The organism is Octadecabacter sp. B2R22 (genome assembly GCF_018861045.1).
Lineage (GTDB): Bacteria > Pseudomonadota > Alphaproteobacteria > Rhodobacterales > Rhodobacteraceae > Octadecabacter.
The window spans coordinates 44735-62202 of sequence record NZ_JAHKQJ010000005.1 but is presented as its reverse complement, the minus strand read 5'-3'; the positions used below and the strand labels follow the sequence as shown (position 1 = coordinate 62202).

15 protein-coding genes are annotated in these 17468 nt (G+C 55.2%); 7 read left to right on the top strand and 8 right to left on the bottom strand.

Annotation, left to right across the window (positions count from 1 at the left end; genetic code table 11):
* Position 1 precedes the first annotated feature (1 nt).
* The 6 genes from KO486_RS02810 to KO486_RS02785 all read left to right on the top strand — a co-directional run bounded on the left by KO486_RS02810 (position 2) and on the right by KO486_RS02785 (position 7613).
* Positions 2–2452: an FAD-dependent oxidoreductase gene (locus KO486_RS02810; protein WP_216035729.1), complete on the top strand. Its 2451-nt coding sequence runs from the start codon at positions 2–4 to the stop codon at positions 2450–2452.
* The gene (locus KO486_RS02805; RefSeq protein WP_216035728.1) at positions 2449–3327 is read left to right on the top strand and encodes a homocysteine S-methyltransferase family protein; all 879 of its coding nucleotides are present in this window, start codon (positions 2449–2451) and stop codon (positions 3325–3327) included. Before KO486_RS02810 ends, KO486_RS02805 begins: the two co-directional genes overlap by 4 nt.
* Before the next feature lie 12 nt (positions 3328–3339).
* A complete protein-coding gene (locus tag KO486_RS02800; RefSeq protein WP_216035727.1) occupies positions 3340–5778 on the top strand; it encodes an FAD-dependent oxidoreductase in 2439 nt (812 codons plus the stop codon).
* A gap of 3 nt (positions 5779–5781) precedes the next feature.
* Positions 5782–5997: a DUF6552 family protein gene (locus KO486_RS02795; protein ID WP_216035726.1), complete on the top strand. Its 216-nt coding sequence runs from the start codon at positions 5782–5784 to the stop codon at positions 5995–5997.
* A 78-nt stretch (positions 5998–6075) separates the two neighbouring features.
* Positions 6076–6969 carry an EamA family transporter RarD gene (gene rarD, locus KO486_RS02790; RefSeq protein ID WP_216035725.1) on the top strand — a complete coding sequence of 298 codons (894 nt, stop codon included), beginning with the start codon at positions 6076–6078 and terminating at the stop codon, positions 6967–6969.
* Positions 6966–7613, top strand: a complete 648-nt coding sequence (locus KO486_RS02785) for an RluA family pseudouridine synthase (RefSeq protein ID WP_216035724.1) — start codon at positions 6966–6968, stop codon at positions 7611–7613. The genes rarD and KO486_RS02785 overlap by 4 nt, the downstream gene beginning before the upstream one ends.
* Here KO486_RS02785 and rpiB read toward each other — a convergent pair.
* The 3 genes from rpiB to KO486_RS02770 form a co-directional block, all read right to left on the bottom strand.
* On the bottom strand, positions 7610–8053 hold the full coding sequence (gene rpiB / locus KO486_RS02780; protein ID WP_216035723.1) for a ribose 5-phosphate isomerase B: 444 nt from the start codon (positions 8051–8053) through the stop codon (positions 7610–7612). The genes KO486_RS02785 and rpiB overlap by 4 nt on opposite strands.
* Positions 8054–8083: 30 nt before the next feature.
* Positions 8084–9091, bottom strand: a complete 1008-nt coding sequence (locus KO486_RS02775) for a serine/threonine protein kinase (RefSeq protein ID WP_216035722.1) — start codon at positions 9089–9091, stop codon at positions 8084–8086.
* Between the two features lie 80 nt (positions 9092–9171).
* Positions 9172–10596: an aldehyde dehydrogenase family protein gene (locus tag KO486_RS02770; RefSeq protein WP_216035721.1), complete on the bottom strand. Its 1425-nt coding sequence runs from the start codon at positions 10594–10596 to the stop codon at positions 9172–9174.
* Between the two features lie 119 nt (positions 10597–10715).
* Here KO486_RS02770 and KO486_RS02765 point away from each other — a divergent pair, with 119 nt between their 5' ends.
* The gene (locus KO486_RS02765) at positions 10716–11369 is read left to right on the top strand and encodes a peroxiredoxin (protein WP_216035720.1); all 654 of its coding nucleotides are present in this window, start codon (positions 10716–10718) and stop codon (positions 11367–11369) included.
* A 75-nt stretch (positions 11370–11444) separates the two neighbouring features.
* Here KO486_RS02765 and aqpZ read toward each other — a convergent pair whose 3' ends face one another.
* The 5 genes from aqpZ to KO486_RS02740 form a co-directional block, all read right to left on the bottom strand.
* Positions 11445–12134 carry an aquaporin Z gene (aqpZ, locus tag KO486_RS02760; RefSeq protein WP_216035719.1) on the bottom strand — a complete coding sequence of 230 codons (690 nt, stop codon included), beginning with the start codon at positions 12132–12134 and terminating at the stop codon, positions 11445–11447.
* 136 nt (positions 12135–12270) lie between these two features.
* The gene (locus tag KO486_RS02755) at positions 12271–12825 is read right to left on the bottom strand and encodes a L,D-transpeptidase (protein WP_216035718.1); all 555 of its coding nucleotides are present in this window, start codon (positions 12823–12825) and stop codon (positions 12271–12273) included.
* Between the two features lie 119 nt (positions 12826–12944).
* On the bottom strand, positions 12945–13496 hold the full coding sequence (locus KO486_RS16575; protein ID WP_216035717.1) for a LicD family protein: 552 nt from the start codon (positions 13494–13496) through the stop codon (positions 12945–12947).
* A 595-nt stretch (positions 13497–14091) separates the two neighbouring features.
* Complete coding sequence (gene pnp, locus KO486_RS02745; protein WP_216035716.1) at positions 14092–16224, bottom strand: polyribonucleotide nucleotidyltransferase; 2133 nt, start codon at positions 16222–16224, stop codon at positions 14092–14094.
* A 189-nt stretch (positions 16225–16413) separates the two neighbouring features.
* A complete protein-coding gene (locus KO486_RS02740) occupies positions 16414–17385 on the bottom strand; it encodes a YHYH protein (protein ID WP_216035715.1) in 972 nt (323 codons plus the stop codon).
* Positions 17386–17468 lie beyond the last annotated feature (83 nt).

Here is a 17468-nt window from a genome sequence, read left to right as displayed (position 1 = left end):
AATGGCAGATTTTCCAACAACGGCCCGTGTGGTCATCATCGGTGGCGGCGTTATCGGCACATCCACATTGTTTCACCTGGCGCGTGCTGGCTGGACGGACTGCGTATTGCTCGAAAAGAACGAACTGACCGCTGGGTCGACGTGGCATGCAGCAGGCAACTGTCCGAACTTTGCCGCCAACTGGGCAGTTATGAACATGCAGCGGTATGGTTTGGATTTGTATCGCGGTTTGGGTGATCTGGTGGATTATCCGATGAACTACCACGTCACAGGTTCTCTTCGTTTGGCGCACACCAAAGAGCGGATGCAGGAATTTGAAAAGGTCAGCGGGCAGGCGGCCTATCAGGGCCTTGAGATGCCAATCATGACCAATGACGAGATGAAGACGCTGCATCCGTTCCTCGAAACCCATGACCTTGCTGGCGGCATGCATGATCCTTTGGATGGGGATATTGACCCCGCTCAGCTGACACAGGCCTTGGCGAAAGGTGCGCGGGAAGCAGGCGGGCGTATCGAACGGTTTTGCCCTGTCACAGGTGTAGATCGCGACGGTGATGAATGGATCGTAAAGACCGATAAGGGTGAGATCCGCTGCGAGATCGTCGTCAACTGTGCGGGCTACTATGCGCAACGTGTTGGTGAGATGTTCAAGCCGTTTGGTGGCCGCACGGTTCCGATGGTTGTGATGTCACACCAGTATTTCCTGACGGGTCAGTTGCCCGAACTCGAAGCGTGGACCAAAGAGCAGGGGCATAAGCTTCCGCTCGTTCGGGATGTCGATATTTCCTACTACCTGCGCCAAGATAAGAACGGCCTGAACCTTGGCCCTTATGAGCGCAACTGTAAGGCACATTGGGTCACCCCTGATGATCCGATGCCGGAAGATTTCAGTTTTCAGCTCTATCCAGATGACCTTGAACGTCTTGAATTCTATATCGAAGATGCGATGGCGCGTGTGCCGTTGTTGGGGGAAGGCGGCGTTGAACGCAATATCAACGGCCCTATTCCGTACTCGCCCGATGGCTTGCCGATGGTTGGCCCAATGCCCGGTGTGAAAAACGCTTTTGAGGGGCACTCCTTTACCTTTGGCATCGCCCAAGGCGGCGGCGCAGGGAAGGTTCTGTCCGAATGGATTATGCATGGCGAAACCGAGCTTGATATGTGGTCCGTCGATCCGCGTCGTTATACCGACTATGCTGATCACGATTACTGTCTATCTAAGGCGCTTGAGACCTATGGCCACGAATACGCCATGCACTTCCCGCACCACGAATGGCCCGCTGGACGCGACAAAAAGCATTCGACACTTCATAGCCGTTTGGCTGATGCTGGCGCGCAGTTCGGGTCTTACAATGGTTGGGAACGCGCCAATTGGTATGCCGCTGACGGGGATGACACCTCCGAAGAGGCGACCCAGACTTGGGACCGCAATGGCCCATGGGAAGCTGCGATCAAACGTGAGGTCGAGGCCGTAACCAATGGGTGCGGTATGCTGCCGATCACCGGCTTTAGCCGCATCAAAGTTGAGGGCGAAGGCGCGAAGGATTTCGTCGATGGTCTGACCGCGTCGCGCCTGCCCAAAGAAGGCCGCGTCACGCTCGCCTATTTCCCTGACAGCCGTGGGCGTATCCTGACCGAGACGTCTGTCATGGTGCACAGCGATACTGATGTCGGGCTCATCACAGCGGCGACGGCCCAGTGGCATGATTTTGAGATATTCTCGCGTCAGGCACCTGATGGCATCAGTGTTACGGACCACACAACTGAGGTGGAATGTCTTCTCGTGACCGGGCCAAAAGCCCGCGACATCCTTGCGCCGCTGGTGGAGGGTCATGATCTTTCCCAGCCGTGGCTGTCTGTCAGCATGGATGGAACGGTTGCGGGGCAAGACGCTGCTCTGATCCGTGTCTCCTTTGCCGGTGAACTGGGTTGGGAAATCCACGCAACCCCGGACGCGATGCCCGCGATTTGGGATGCGCTTGCGGGTGCTGGCGTGACCCCGTTCGGGATGTATGCGCTGAACTCCATGCGGATTGAAAAAGGATACCGCGCTTGGAAGGGCGACCTTTCAACGGATTACTCCTTGCTTGAAGGCGGGCTCGATCGGTTCGTGAAGCTCGACAAACCACAAGATTTCCCCGGTAAGGCCGCTCTGCTGAACGAGCAACAACAGGGTCGCAAAAAGGCCTTCGTGACGATGGTCATGGATGCCGGCGACGCGGACGCGCCCTATATGGCCCCCGTGTGGCATGGCGACGAAATCGTTGGCGAAGTCACGTCCTGTGCTATTGGGTATCGCACCGGAAAATGTATCGCGCTGGGCATGGTCCGTGTGGACTTGGCAGAGGTCGGCACGGAGTTGCAGGTCGATGTTTATGGCACGCACCAACGCGCTGTTGTTCAAGAAGATCAGCCGCTATGGGATCCGAAAAATGAAAGGATCCGTGCATGACGAAAATTACCCTTTTGGACGGTGGAATGGGACAAGAACTCGTCCATCGTGCGGGCGACAAACCGACCCCGCTTTGGTCGACCCAAGTCATGATCGACCATCCTGGGATGGTTGCTGACGTTCACCGTGACTTTGCCGCGGCTGGTGCAACTGTGGCGACGTTGAATACCTACGCTATTCATCATGACCGCCTCGACGGCACTGCGATGGACGGCAAGTTCGCGCAGCTACACCAAATCGCATTGGATGAGGCCAAAGCATCAGGCGCTCCGCGTCTTGCGTCGTCGATCGGGCCGCTGGGTGCAAGCTACCGCGCGGACTTGTTGCCGCCCCATGACGTGGCCGTCGCCAAGTTTGCCGAAGTTGCCGCGCAGACGGGGGACAGTGTCGATCTTATCCTGTGCGAAACCGTCGTTTCGGTGGCGCACACCCGCGCCATTCTTGAAGGCGCATTAACCGTCGGCAAACCGGTTTGGGTTGCGTTCTCTGTGTCTGATCAGGACGGCACGTTGCTGCGTTCAGGTGAGCCTTTGGCGGATGCTGTCGCGATTGCGGGTGAGGCAGACGCATTGTTGGTCAATTGCTCAACACCCGAAGTCATCGGCACGGCATTGGACATTTTGGCGAAGGCGGGCAAACCGTTTGGCGCTTATGCAAACGGGTTCGAGAAAATCAGCGAAGGGTTCCTTGAAGCCAAGCCAACCGTCGACTCCCTAACACTGCGCCGTGATTTCACGCCTGAAGCCTATGCCGACTTTGCAATGGGCTGGGTGGATCAGGGTGCCACGATCATTGGCGGCTGCTGCGAAGTCAGCCCCGCCCACATCTCCGAAATCGCCAAGCGTTTGCACGCGGCGGGACATGACATAATCTAAAGGACGAAACAGATGGCCGATCTTCCTAACAAAGCCCGAGTTGTCATTATTGGTGGCGGTGTCATCGGCTGTTCTGTGGCCTATCACCTGAGAAAACAAGGCTGGAAAGATATCGTTCTCCTTGAACGTAAACAGCTGACGTCAGGCACCACATGGCATGCGGCTGGGCTGATTGCCCAATTGCGGGCGACACAGAACATGACCAAGCTCGCCAAGTATTCTCAGGAACTTTACGGCGGATTAGAGACTGAAACAGGTGTCGCGACAGGGTTCAAACGCTGTGGGTCAATTACGGTCGCGCTGACCGAAGAACGCAAAGAAGAGATCTACCGCCAAGCGGCCATGGCGCGCGCGTTTGGAGTGGACGTGGAAGAAATTTCACCAGCCGAGGTGAAGGCAAAATACGAGCACTTGAACATCGACGACGTTGTCGGTGGGGTCTACTTGCCGCTTGATGGACAAGGCGATCCTGCCAATATCGCGCTGGCTTTGGCTAAGGGTGCTCGCCAAGGCGGTGCCATCGTCAAAGAACGCGTGAAAGCCACGGGCGTTGTGCGTGAAGGGCGGCGCATTACCGGCGTGCACTGGGAAGACGCTGACGGGCAGGGTTTGATCGAATGTGACCACGTCGTGAACTGTGCAGGCATGTGGGGCCGCGAAGTCGGTCAGATGCTCGGAACCAACGTCCCGCTGCAAGCTTGCGAACATTTCTATATCGTCACGGAGGCAATTCAGGGCCTCAAACAGCTGCCAGTGCTGCGCGTTCCGGATGAATGCGCGTATTACAAAGAAGACGCCGGAAAGATGCTTTTGGGTGCATTCGAGCCTGTTTCCAAGCCTTGGGGTCCTATTCCAGAGGATTTCGAGTTCGATCAACTGCCCGAAGACTTCGACCACTTTGAGCCTATTCTAGAGAATGCGGTTGAGCGGATGCCGATGCTCGCCGAAGCAGGGATTCATACCTTCTTCAACGGACCTGAATCTTTCACGCCGGATGACGCTTACCACCTTGGCCTTGCGCCTGAGATGGAAAATGTCTGGGTCGCGGCGGGTTTCAATTCTGTCGGTATTCAATCCGCTGGCGGCGCTGGCATGGCGTTGGCGCAGTGGATGGATGCGGGAGAGAAACCGTTTGATCTGGGCGATGTCGACATTAGCCGCATGCAACCGTTTCAAGGCAACAAAACCTATCTGATGGAGCGGTCCAAAGAGACGCTCGGCCTTCTTTATGCTGATCACTTCCCGTACCGCCAGAAAGCGACCGCACGTGGCATTCGCCGCACCCCATTCCACCAGCACCTCTTGCAGAACGGTGCTGTGATGGGTGAGCTAGCTGGCTGGGAACGCGCCAACTGGTTCGCGCGGGACGGGCAGACGCCCGAGTATGAATACTCATGGCAACGGCAGAATTTTTTCGACAATGTCGCGGCGGAACATAAAGCCCTGCGCGAAAACGTCGGCATGTATGATATGTCGTCTTTCGGCAAGATTAGGGTCGAAGGATCTGACGCCGAAGCCTATCTGAACTACATTGGTGGCGGCGATTATTCCTGCCCCATCGGCAAAATCGTCTACACGCAATTTCTAAACACGCGTGGTGGGATCGAGGCTGATGTTACAGTGACCCGCCTGTCAGAGACCGCCTATTTGGTCGTGACCCCAGCCGCCACACGACTGGCCGATCAAACTTGGATGGAACGCCACAAGGGAGCCTTCAACGTGGTCATCACCGACGTGACTGCAGGCGAAGGCGTCTTGGCCGTGATGGGGCCGAACAGCCGAAAGCTGCTGCAAGCCGTCAGCCCTGCTGATTTCAGCAACGACGTGAACCCCTTCGGAACCGCGCAAGAGATTGAAATCGGCATGGGGCTCGCGCGGGTGCACCGTGTGACTTACGTAGGTGAGCTCGGCTGGGAAATCTACGTCAGCGCCGATCAAGCCGCCCATGTGTTTGAAACTCTGCACGAGGCGGGGCAAGACCACGACCTGACGCTTTGCGGGATGCACATGATGGACACTTGCCGCATCGAAAAAGGGTTCCGCCACTTTGGCCACGACATCACCTGCGAAGACCACGTGATGGAAGCGGGCCTTGGTTTTGCTGTTAAGAAAGACAAACCCGACTTCATCGGTCGCGAAGCCGTGTTGGATAAGCAGGAACAGGGTCTAAATATGCGGATGGTGCAGTTCAAACTCACTGATCCTGAGCCGTTGCTGTACCACAACGAACCGATCCTGAGGGATGGCGAGATTGTTGGCTACCTGTCGTCTGGCGCGTATGGGCACAGCTTGGGCGGGGCCATTGGCCTTGGTTATGTCCCTTGTAAGGGCGAAAAAGCGGCGGAGGTTCTGGCATCAACCTATGAAATCGACGTTATGGGCACCAAAGTGCATGCGGAGGCATCTTTACGCCCGATGTATGACCCCAAGTCAGAACGCGTAAAGGTCTAGCTCGTGGCAAGAGTAGACATCGTTAAATGGATCGCGACGGTGGTCCAACTGATCGGTTATGCGCTGACAGGTCTGAACATAGTGCCGTGGAATATCCTCGCTTTTGTGGTGGGAATCATCCTTTGGTTTCTGGTCGGGGTCATGTGGAAGGACCGTGCGATCATGGTCGTGCATGTGGGGGCTTTGATCGCCATCGTGGGTGGTTATCTCAATTCGTGAACGGCGCATCACAAATTACGATTGCAGCACGAACGGCTTTGGCTTGACCTGAGGCCGCTTAATCGTGCTCATGCACGTATGGCGAATACACCTCCCCCCAACCAAGATACATGGCGCGGCTTCGGATTTGCGTTTTCTGCATATTTTCTGTGGGGGTTCTTGCCGCTTTACCTAAAGTACCTAGACCATATTTCCGCCGGTGAGGTCGTCGCGCACCGCGTGGTATGGTCGGTGCCAATCGTTGGCGTTGTCCTGATCCTGTTGGGACGAACCAAAGACGTGCGCCGCATCCTGCGCGATCCTAAATCGTTGATGATGGGCGCGATTACCGCCGCGCTGATCTCCGTGAATTGGGGGACCTATGTCTGGGCGATTGCAGCGGAACGCACGCTCGATGGGGCGCTGGGGTATTATATCAACCCAATCTTCAGCGTACTTCTTGCGTCTGTCTTGTTGGGCGAAAAATTGAACCGTTTGCAGTGGGGAGCCGTTGCATTGGCTGCGGGCGCGGTTGCCGTTTTGACAATCGCAAATGGGTCCCTGCCATGGCCTGCGTTGGTTTTGATGCTGTCGTGGGGTTTTTATGCGTACTTCAAAAGGTCCCTGCCAATTGGTCCAAATCAGGGGTTTCTGTTGGAAGTTTTGATCATGACCCCGTTTGCCTTGGCCTATATCGGCTGGTTGGCGATTACGGGTGAAGGGAGCTTCCTTCCGGCGAGCACAGATACGTGGCTTTTGGTGGGCTGTGGCGTGGTCACGGCGGTGCCGTTGATGCTCTATGCCAATGGGGCAAAGGGGCTGCGCCTCGCGACGATCGGCATCATGCAATACATCGCACCAACGATGATCATGTTGGTCGCGGTCTTCGTCTTTGAAGAACCATTTGGTTCTGCCCGCGCCATTGCCTTTCCGATGATCTGGGCAGCGTTGGCCCTGTATACCTTTGCAATGTTTCGGGGTCGTAAAGCATGAGCAGTGACTACAACCCGCCAAGTGATCCGCTTGATGTCATTCACTCGGATCATGAAATCTTGATCGTAAACAAACCGGCAGGGCTGTTGTCGGTTCCGGGCAAAGGCCCGCACCTTGCCGACTGTCTGATCGCGCGGGTGCAGGAAGCGTTCCCGCAGGCGCTATTGATCCACCGATTGGATCGCGACACCAGCGGTGTAATGGTTTTTGCACTGACGCCCCATGCGCAGCGCCACATCGGACTACAATTTGAAAAACGCTATACCAAGAAGACTTATGTAGCCCGCGTTTGGGGCAAGCTAGAGCCGAAAACAGGTACGGTAGATTTGCCGCTTATTGTAGATTGGGAAAACCGACCACTTCAAAAGGTTTGCCATGAAACGGGAAAATCTGCTCAGACAGATTGGCGCGTTCTTCGCAGTGACAGTGTCGAAAGCCGCGTGCGGTTGATGCCCAAGACAGGGCGCAGTCATCAGTTGCGGGTGCATATGCTCAGCCTTGGTCACCCGATCTTGGGGGACCCGTTTTATGCAACAGGTGAGGCGCTCAACTATCCCCGCCTGATGCTTCATTCTGAAGAATTACGCCTGCGCCACCCTGACGGTGGCGAAGGCGTTCGGTACCGCGCAAAGGCGCCGTTTTAGGGTTCGATCATATCCACGCGCGTTGCGTGACGGCCACCTTCGAACTCGGCGCCCAAAAATGCATCGACGATATCAAGTGCCAGACCTTCGCCTACCACGCGCGCGCCAAGCGACAACATATTAGCGTTGTTGTGTTCGCGGGTCATCCGCGCTGAGAACGTGTCCAAGCACACACCGCAACGGATGCCTTTGACCTTGTTGGCGGCCATCATGATGCCTTGGCCTGTACCGCAAACGATGATGCCGAGATCACAATCACCAGACGCCACACGTTCAGCCGCAGCCGCGCCATGGAGCGGGTAGTGCGTGCTTTCGGTGGTTGTCGGGCCGATGTCTTCTACTTCATAGCCCTGATCTGCGATGTGCTTGGCGATGGCTTGGCGCAGGTCGATCGCGGCGTGATCGCTAGACAGGACGATGCGTTTGGATGTGTTGGTCATGGCAGTCTCTTTCGTATGTTATTCTTTTGGTTATAGGCCCGCCAATCGGCGGTCGGTCAGGTTAAGGCGCGCGTCAACGATCGGCTGAGTATCCGCTCGTAGCTGGGGTTCCTTGCCGAGAAGAAATTCCAGTTCGTCCAAGCGGTTCATGGCCACCAGTTCAGCAACATCTTCGCGGGGCAGACGGGTTACCGGCTGGATCAATTCGACACGATTGTCTGCAATCAATGCGCGCGTGGCATCGCTGTCCAGTTTGGTTTCGACAAAGGCGTAGATCCCCATTCCCTTGGCGGGCAATGCGAACGGGCTAAGACGAACCCCTGTCACGGCATCATTTGCCATCAAGTTAGCCGTGATGTCCGCGCCTTCTTTGGCAATGCGGTTACCGGTGCCTTCACCATCGGACCAGTTAAACAAACCACGCGTTATACCGTTATAAAGGCGTTTGCCTGTGGCCATCCAAATGCGCGTCGGCAGGGATTTGCGTCTTAGGATTTTGCGCTCGGACGCCGTCAAAAGATCCTTTGCATAACGCCCTTTTTGTTTGACCAAATGGCGCAGGTCTTCGTAGGCCATCGTGCGATACATCCAGCCCTTGCGGCGATGTACCGATGCCAACTGAAAGTCGATCACAGCGGCAGTGCCATCCGGTGCCATCAGCCAGTTCTGCGGCTTGGCGAGGTCATTGTGCGTGACGTTGCGCCGACGCATTTCGCGTAGGATGCGTTTGGCGTCTTTGTAATAAGCGGCATCATCCGGCTTAGCGAGGTTCAGCGGAATACCATCAGACCAACTCCTCAGGATGCCTTCGTCGTCTACGCGGATCAGATCGGGGGTGCCTGTAATGCCGGTGACTATACGCAGTGAGCGAACTTCTTTACGCGCAAGAAACCCGGCGATGGGTTTCGCCCAAAACGGAACGCCATCCAGTTTGCGCAGCACGAGTTTCGTCTCGGGCTCACCCTCAAGATGGCCAGATACGGTTTCGGAAAACTCGTCACGTTTGTGGGTCGTGGTGGGTACAAAGTTGGCGCGCATGTCGGGTTGTTAGCGCCGATTGCCCACCAAGAAAAGGAAAAGGCGGCGAGAGGGCCCGCCGCCTTTGATATATCTGTGTTTTAGGATGTCCAACCGCTGACGGCTTTGACTTCGAGGAACTCTTCCAAACCGTATAGCCCGCCTTCGCGGCCATTGCCGGACTGTTTGTAGCCGCCAAACGGTGACCCTTGGGCAAATCCTTGGCCATTGGTTTCCACCATACCTGAACGCAAGCGACGGGCCGCGTAGTGCCGTTTTTCGTCGTCAGGTGTCTGGATGTAGTTAGTGAGGCCGTAAGGCGTGTCGTTTGCAATAGCGATCGCCTCGTCGATTGTGTCGAACTTCATGATGGCCAACACGGGGCCAAAGACCTCTTCCTGGGCGATGGTCATGTCGTTTGTGACATCTGCGATTACGGTTGGTTTGACGTAGAAGCCACGGTTCAGCCCGTCTGGGCGACCAAGACCACCGGCCGTCAGACGACCTTCGCCAATGCCAACCTCGATCAGGCCTTGGATCTTATCGAACTGTGCCTCAGAGACGACAGGGCCAATGTGCTGGCCTTCTTCTGATGCGGGGCCGACCTTGGTTTCATTGGCAACGCGTGTCGCGATTTCAACGGCTTCGTCATAGAAGGACGATTCGACCAACATGCGCGTTGGCGCGTTGCAGGATTGGCCTGAGTTGCGGAAGCAACGGGATGCGCCGTATTCAACGCCTTTTGCACCTGCATCTTCAAAGATGATGTTCGCACCTTTACCGCCGAGCTCTAGGCTTACGCGTTTCAGGGAGTCTGCCGCCGATTTCGAAATCAGTTTACCTGCGCGGGACGAACCCGTGAAGCTAACCATATCGACATCAGGGTGCGCGGACAGTTGAGAACCAACACCAACGCCATCGCCATTGAGCATGTTGAAGACGCCAGCAGGGAAACCTGCCTCGTCCATGTATTCAGCGAACAAAACGCTCGACAGTGGTGAAATTTCGGACGGCTTCAAAACCGTTGTGCAACCGACTGCGATTGCAGGGACGGCTTTCAGGACAACCTGATTCATCGGCCAGTTCCACGGCGTGATAAGTGCGCAAACGCCAATTGGTTCCAACAGGGTTTTTTCAGTCGCAGTAAAGTCGCGTTCAAACGACATTGTTTCAAAGGCCTTTAGGAAACCTTCGAGGTGCCAAGACCCAGCGCCAACTTGGTTGATGCGTGACATAGAGATCGGCGCACCCATTTCCATGGACATGGCTTGGGCCATTTCTTCGGCGCGATCGTTGTAGACTTCTAGCAAACGCTTGAGCAGCGCCATTTTTTCGGACTTGTCTACAAACGCCCAGTCAGGAAAGGCGGCCTTGGCAGCGGCAACGGCGGCATCTGTGTCGGCTTGATCACCAAGAGAGATGATAGCGCAGGCTTCTTCAGTGGACGGGTCCACTACTGTAAAGTCGTTTGCTTTGGCAGGGGAGACCCACTGTCCATTGATGTAGAAATCTCTTTTCTCGATCATGATCGATCCTCCGATTGGCACTTATGGTCGCAGGGTGTGTTTGCGCTACTGGCAGTGCTAGAACTGTTCTAACACGAGTCATATATGAACAGTGAACGTAAACAAGAAGGAGCACCGACATGGGCTTGCGCATCAACGACACGATTCCGAACCTGACTGTTGAAACTGATGAGGGCACATTTGCCCTTCACGATTGGATTGGCGACAGCTGGGCCATTCTGTTCAGTCACCCGAAAGATTTCACACCTGTTTGCACAACTGAATTCGGCGCTGTGGCACAGCTGGCTGATGAGTGGGAAAAGCGCGGCACGAAGGTGCTGGGGATTTCCATTGATGGTGTAGAAGAGCACAAGAAATGGAAGACGGATATTGAAGCCACAAGCGGCGCCAAAGCGGGTTTCCCGATTGTTGCCGACGAAGGTCTTGAACTTGCTAAGGCGTTCGACATGCTGCCAGCAGAAGCCTACATGCCAGACGGTCGCACACCCGCAGATTCCGCGACTGTACGCGTTGTGTTCATCGTTGGACCAGACAAGCAGCTTAAGCTGTCCATGACGTATCCGATGAATGTTGGCCGTAACTTTGCCGAAGTGCTTCGTGCACTGGACGGTCTGCAAACTGCCGCGCGCGAGAATGTTGCAACACCAGCAAACTGGACCGTTGGCCAAGACGTGGTTGTTCCAATGGGCGTGTCTGATGAAGATGCGATCGCCAAGTATGGGTCGATCGACACGAAGCTGCCGTACCTGCGGATGGCTAAATTGCCTGAGTAACGGGAGCGTCGCTATTTGCTTCGCAAAGGCGCCCCGCCCACCGTCCCATCGGGATTGGTGGGCGGGGCGTTTTTTTTATGCTTCGTCTGCGTCAAGAAGGCCTGTTTTGAACAGGATGCCAGCTGCAACGCCACCGATAACCGGAGCGACGATGAACAACCAAACCTGACCAAGGGCACCGCCACCTGCGAACAGAGCTGGCCCGATGGAACGGGCAGGGTTCACGGAAACACCCGTGATCTTGATGCCAACCAAATGGATCACGACCAACGCTAGACCGATGGCTAGACCCGCCATGGCTGCAGGTGCGCCTTTGCCTGTGGAACCGAGGATGACGACGACGAATAGGAATGTTGCAACGACTTCAAAGACGAATGCCGAGAGAATATTGTATTCGCCGAGGTAGCCTTCGCCCCAACCGTTTGCGCCAAGACCACCTTCGTAGCTTGCTGTGCCAGATGCGATGATCCAGAGAACCAGTGCACCGGCGATTGCGCCCGCGACCTGTGCGATCATGTAAGGAATAGCTTCAGCCACGGTCATGCGACCTGCGGCAACTGCGCCCAAAGAAACAGCGGGGTTGATGTGACAGCCCGAAATCGGACCAATCCCGTAGGCCATTCCGATCAGGGCCAGACCGAATGCGAAACTGATGCCCGCAAGGCCAATGCCTGTTGTGCCGTCGGCCCCTGCGATTACGGCCGCGCCGCACCCAAACAGGACCAGTGTGAATGTGCCGATGAATTCGGCTAATGGTTTTTTCATGTTATTTCCTTCCCAAGAACGTCCAGTGATCGGACGTTAGAACCCACAATGCGATTTACTGGGTAAACGGGTCACGGGGAGAAAATAAAAAAAAGCCCCGCCAAATGACGGGGCCTTCTTCGAAATAAATGAAAACTTAGTGCAAGACAGCGCGCGTGTTCAAAGGAACGCGGTTGTACAGGTCTGTAATGTGGCTGTTCACCAGTCGCACGCATCCGTTGGACACTGCACTACCGATTGTGCGTGGCGCGTTGGTGCCGTGGATGCGAAGGAAAGTGTCGCGCTGGCCACTGAATAGATAGAGGGCGCGTGCACCAAGCGGGTTATTGACGCCACCGGGCATGCCATCTGCGTATTGCGCATAGGATTCGGGGCTACGCTCGATCATGTCTGGCGTAGGGGTCCAGCTTGGCCACTCTTTCTTGACACGAATGACGAAATCGCCACTTTCATACAGGCCTTGGCGGCCAATCCCGACCGAGTATTCCATCGCTAGGCCAGGGCCGAGCATCCAATACAATTTAAAGCTGCCGGGTTCGACGTGGACTTCACCCGTTGCATAGTCACGATCAATGCGCACAACACGTGGCAATTGGCTTTCGGGAATAAGAAACCCTTGAGCGGACGCAGATGAAGCGGCAAGGCCCGCCGTTGCGGCGGCAGAGTTTAGGAAATGGCGGCGCGTAATCATTAAAATAATCCCCAGTAAGACGTACGATAATTCACGTTATGCCCTGTATTGAGTGTTTTGGGCAAGGTATTGCCGATCACGGTCACGTAACTTCGTAGGTGTGTCCATAACCGCGTCGGTTAGGGGTGGTCTCCGCGCCCGAACAAGCGGGCAATCCTGTTATGAAGTGATCTGCTTTGTCTCGTGAAAGCGACGATTTCATCATGGAAACGTTCCCGCGCTGTCGTCCAGTCAAATCTAAAGAAAGAGTCCGGGCTTTTCCATCCTTGTCCGTAGTTGATTGCTAACATTGCTTCTGGTTCTGCCGGAGTGGGCACCGTGACGCCATGAAGTACCGTTGTGCCAAGTGGAAGAACTTGGTCCTTAGACAATTCGCCAAAGGTGTGGGGCCAGATGTGGACGCGATCATTCTCGAGCCAAAACGGGAATAGATCCACGCCAACATTATCAGCGGTTTCAAGTTTAACCAGAGGGCTCGAACGGCTGAGTTTAACGGGGGACGTGCTTAGGCCAGATGCTTCAATGATCCGCCCGAGCTGACGCAGCGCGGCGATCCGCTCTGAAGGGGTCGTTCCTGTGATAAGAACGGCAAGGTCGATATCGTCGTCGTGCGGAAGGAAACCGCCGTCACGCACTGCCCCCAAAAGGGTTCCTGAGTTGATAAAGGCCACATACCCATGGCTGTCCAGTAAGGAAAAAACCTTGGAAAGATTCGCCAAAATGGGTTCGGGGTCTCGGTGCCGGAAAGGCAGGACCCTGCCGTGATTGGTTAGCCTATAGGGCGCAATTTCTTGTTCAAGCCGTTTGGAAAATTTCGCGTATTTCGCCTTTTCGCCTGCTTTTTTGCGGGCTCCAGCGAGTCGAGTGTTAAGTGAGGTTGCCCGCGAAAGCTTATTTCCAGTTTTCGCGTAAAGAATAATCGCTCGTTCGACCCAGCTGAGGTTTCTTTCCGCAGCTGGAACCCGGTTCAGAGATTTCAGTACGGATTTGTAGTTTTGCTTTAGGTCGGATGCGCTAAGCATCTCATCAACGTTAGACATGATAGTTTTTGACGCCGCGCTCATGGGGCGGGTCGTCACAGGGAGGCGGCGAGGGTTAAACGGGTTGGACATACGTTGTTTTACGGCTTTCCGTGTTGGTCGTGACGTGTACATTTCTGGTGCGTGCGCAGCAGATGTAACAAGTTTGTGACAGCCTCGGTAGTCGTAAAAAAGGCCCCGACGTTTCCGTCGGGGCCCTTGTGTTCAAGAATTGAGATTGAAGACTTTAGTCTTCTTTCTTCTCTTCTTTGATTTCTTCGCCAGTTTCCTGATCGACGACTTTCATGGACAGGCGAACCTTGCCACGGTCATCAAAGCCCAGAAGCTTAACTTTAACTTCCTGACCTTCTTTCAGAACGTCGGATGGGTGGTTCAAGCGACGGTTTTCGATCTGAGAAACGTGCACGAGGCCGTCTTTCTTGCCGAAGAAGTTCACGAATGCACCGAAGTCGACGATCTTCACGACTGTACCTGTGTAAACCATGCCCTCTTCAGGCTCGGCTACGATGGACCAGATCATGTCGTAGGCTTTCTTGATGGCTTCGCCGTTTGGCGATGCGATCTTGATGATGCCTTCGTCGTTGATGTCGACCTTAGCGCCGGACACTTCAACGATCTCACGGATAACTTTACCGCCAGAACCGATGACTTCACGGATTTTATCCGTTGGAACCTGCATCGTTTCGATGCGTGGTGCGTGCTCGGAGAACTCGGACGCGCCGGAGAGCGCTTTGTTCATTTCACCAAGGATGTGCAAACGGCCCGCTTTCGCCTGAGCGAGAGCTTCTTTCATGATGGCTGGCGTGATGCCTGCGATCTTGATGTCCATCTGCAAGGATGTGATGCCGTTCTCGGTACCCGCAACCTTGAAGTCCATGTCGCCGAGGTGGTCTTCGTCGCCCAAGATGTCGGACAGGATGGCGTAGTCGCCGCTGTCTTCCATGATTAGGCCCATAGCAACACCGGCAACCGCTGATTTCAGCGGAACACCTGCGTCCATCATGGACAAGGAGCCACCACAAACAGACGCCATAGAGGACGAACCGTTGGATTCTGTGATCTCGGACACAACGCGAACGGTGTATGGGAAATCAGTTGCCGCAGGCAGAACCGCCTGAAGAGCACGCCAAGCAAGCTTACCGTGGCCAATTTCACGACGACCTGGAGGGCCGAAACGACCAACTTCACCAACAGAGTATGGAGGGAAGTTATAGTGCAGCAGGAAGTTCGACTTATACATGCCCTGAAGGCTGTCGATCATTTGCTCGTCGTCGCCAGTACCCAATGTCGTAACAACAAGACCCTGAGTTTCACCGCGTGTGAACAATGCAGAACCGTGTGTCCGTGGCAGGATGCCAGTTTCGGAAACGATGTCACGGATTTCGTCAGTCTTACGACCGTCGATACGCTTACCAGTTTTCACAACGTCGCCACGCAGGATGGAGGCCTCGAGGCCTTTCATTGCGGAACCGAGGTTTGCATCTTCAAGTTGCTCTTCTGTCAGAGCTTCTTTGATTGCTGTGCGGGCTTCGCCAACGGCTGTTGTGCGTTCCTGCTTGTCGGAAATCGCGAACGCTTTGCGCATCTGCTTTTCGCCTGCCTTGGCAACAGCCTTGGACAGATCGGAATAGTCAGGTGCGGAGAAGTCGAACGGCTCTTTCGCGGCGTCTTCGGCCAGATCAATGATCAGGTCGATAACTGGCTGGATTTGCTCGTGAGCAAACTCAACAGCGCCGAGCATTTCTTCTTCAGACAGTTCGTAAGCTTCGGATTCAACCATCATCACGGCGTCTTTGGTGCCTGCAACAACAAGGTCCAAACGCTGCTCTGGGTTTTCACGCAGCTTGTGCATGTCGTCCATTTCAGGGTTCAGGATGTAATCGCCATCTTCAAAGCCAACGCGGCAAGCAGCGATCGGGCCCATGAACGGCGCGCCAGAGATTGTCAGAGCAGCGGATGCCGCGATCATTGCAACCATGTCTGGGTCGTTAACGAGGTCGTGGGACAGAACAGTACAGATAACCAGTACTTCGTTCTTGAAACCCTCAACGAACAGCGGGCGGATCGGACGGTCGATCAGGCGGGCTGTCAGTGTTTCTTTTTCAGTTGGGCGTGCTTCGCGCTTGAAGAAGCCACCTGGTACTTTACCAGCGGCGTAATACTTTTCGCCGTAGTGAACAGTCAGCGGGAAGAAATCTTGACCCGGCTTTTGTTGCTTGGCGAAAGTGACGTTCGCCATAACAGTTGTTTCGCCGTATGTAGCGATCACGGTGCCGTCTGCCTGACGCGCAACCTTACCCGTTTCCAGTGTAAGCGTTTCTTCGCCCCACTGAATGGATTTTTTAATTTCTTTGAACATTATCGTTTCCTATTTGAGGGCACCCTTGGGCGTTCCCAAGTCCCTCGTATCATTGGTGGCCCCATTGCCACCGACCCCATGTCCTTATGCGCACGCCGGGGTCTTAAGCGTTACGTCTCAGATAGGGGGCGTTTACATGACGAGCGGACGTTTGGGAAGCCTTGTGTTTAAAGGCTTCCCAAGAGCTTTTTAAGGGCGTGGTGGCCGTGCAGATGCGTCGCAGGTTGCGCCTGCTTCTTCGGACACACAGCCTGCTTGGGCCGTCATACAGCCGAGGATCAGGTTCGCGCCTTCTTCGCCCGCGTGATAGTGGTATCCCTCGCCTTGGTCATGACCGTTGCATTCGTCCAACGTCGGGTCCTCAACGCCAAGTTGGGCGCGGATGTCGTAGCCATCCATTGCAATGCCGATAACCGGTGCGTCGCCGCCATCATCCTGCGCCGTGGTTTCAAGGCAATCGGTCGCCGCGTGGTAGTGGTAGCCAACATGCAAGTTCACGTGCCCGCCACAGTCGTCGAACGGGGCAACCGTATACGCGCCCAGAATGGCATCGACCGGGGCGGGTCCATCAAGGCGCACGCCGTTGAAAGCGACGCCAGATCCAGTTTGGTTGGTTGGCGTTGGGCTGTCTTGGGCGACGGGTTCAAGCGGGATGGTGTAGGTCACTGCGGCGTCATCATCCATATAGGATGGTTCACAGACAACGCAGAAGTTTTCGTACTCGGGGCCCACATCAGGACGCGCGGCTGCAGCGCACTGTTCGAGCGTATCCGTCACTTTGATCTCACCTGTTTCAGGATCAACCATCTGCCATTTCGGGTCATCGTAAACGTCCGCCAAGGACGCCATGAATGCGCCATCCGCATCGACGAATTCACCATCTACAAACCACTTCCCTGCCAGTTCTGGGCCGTCGCTGCCGGATGTCGGACACCACGGGCCGGGTTCGTAGTCTTGTGGTTCGGCCTTAACTGTAATTGTAAAACAGGTGCTTTGTGCGCCGCCGGACAGCGTGCAATCAACGACTTCAGGGCCGTTCAGAACCATGGCATTCACAAACAGATGTTCCAATTCATGGATGCGGTCGTCGGTGGCATCGGCCAAGGCAGATGTCGCGGCAAGGCAGGATAGAAGTGTAATGGAGGGGAGCGAGCGTATCATTGCGGAACCTTTTTGATCACTGTCAGAAACACGAAACGTTGCGTGTCCCTATGATACGCATGACGGGAAAGATTCGGTCGAAT

What these genes read in the sequence shown, in the direction of transcription:
- KO486_RS02810 (WP_216035729.1), top strand. Translation starts at nt 2, where the DNA reads ATGGCAGATTTTCCAACAACGGCCCGTGTGGTCATCATCGGTGGCGGC.
- KO486_RS02805 (WP_216035728.1), top strand. Translation starts at nt 2,449, where the DNA reads ATGACGAAAATTACCCTTTTGGACGGTGGAATGGGACAAGAACTCGTC.
- KO486_RS02800 (WP_216035727.1), top strand. Translation starts at nt 3,340, where the DNA reads ATGGCCGATCTTCCTAACAAAGCCCGAGTTGTCATTATTGGTGGCGGT.
- rarD (WP_216035725.1), top strand. Translation starts at nt 6,076, where the DNA reads ATGGCGAATACACCTCCCCCCAACCAAGATACATGGCGCGGCTTCGGA.
- KO486_RS02785 (WP_216035724.1), top strand. Translation starts at nt 6,966, where the DNA reads ATGAGCAGTGACTACAACCCGCCAAGTGATCCGCTTGATGTCATTCAC.
- rpiB (WP_216035723.1), bottom strand. Translation starts at nt 8,053, where the DNA reads ATGACCAACACATCCAAACGCATCGTCCTGTCTAGCGATCACGCCGCG.
- KO486_RS02775 (WP_216035722.1), bottom strand. Translation starts at nt 9,091, where the DNA reads ATGCGCGCCAACTTTGTACCCACCACGACCCACAAACGTGACGAGTTT.
- KO486_RS02770 (WP_216035721.1), bottom strand. Translation starts at nt 10,596, where the DNA reads ATGATCGAGAAAAGAGATTTCTACATCAATGGACAGTGGGTCTCCCCT.
- KO486_RS02765 (WP_216035720.1), top strand. Translation starts at nt 10,716, where the DNA reads ATGGGCTTGCGCATCAACGACACGATTCCGAACCTGACTGTTGAAACT.
- aqpZ (WP_216035719.1), bottom strand. Translation starts at nt 12,134, where the DNA reads ATGAAAAAACCATTAGCCGAATTCATCGGCACATTCACACTGGTCCTG.
- KO486_RS02755 (WP_216035718.1), bottom strand. Translation starts at nt 12,825, where the DNA reads ATGATTACGCGCCGCCATTTCCTAAACTCTGCCGCCGCAACGGCGGGC.
- pnp (WP_216035716.1), bottom strand. Translation starts at nt 16,224, where the DNA reads ATGTTCAAAGAAATTAAAAAATCCATTCAGTGGGGCGAAGAAACGCTT.
- KO486_RS02740 (WP_216035715.1), bottom strand. Translation starts at nt 17,385, where the DNA reads ATGATACGCTCGCTCCCCTCCATTACACTTCTATCCTGCCTTGCCGCG.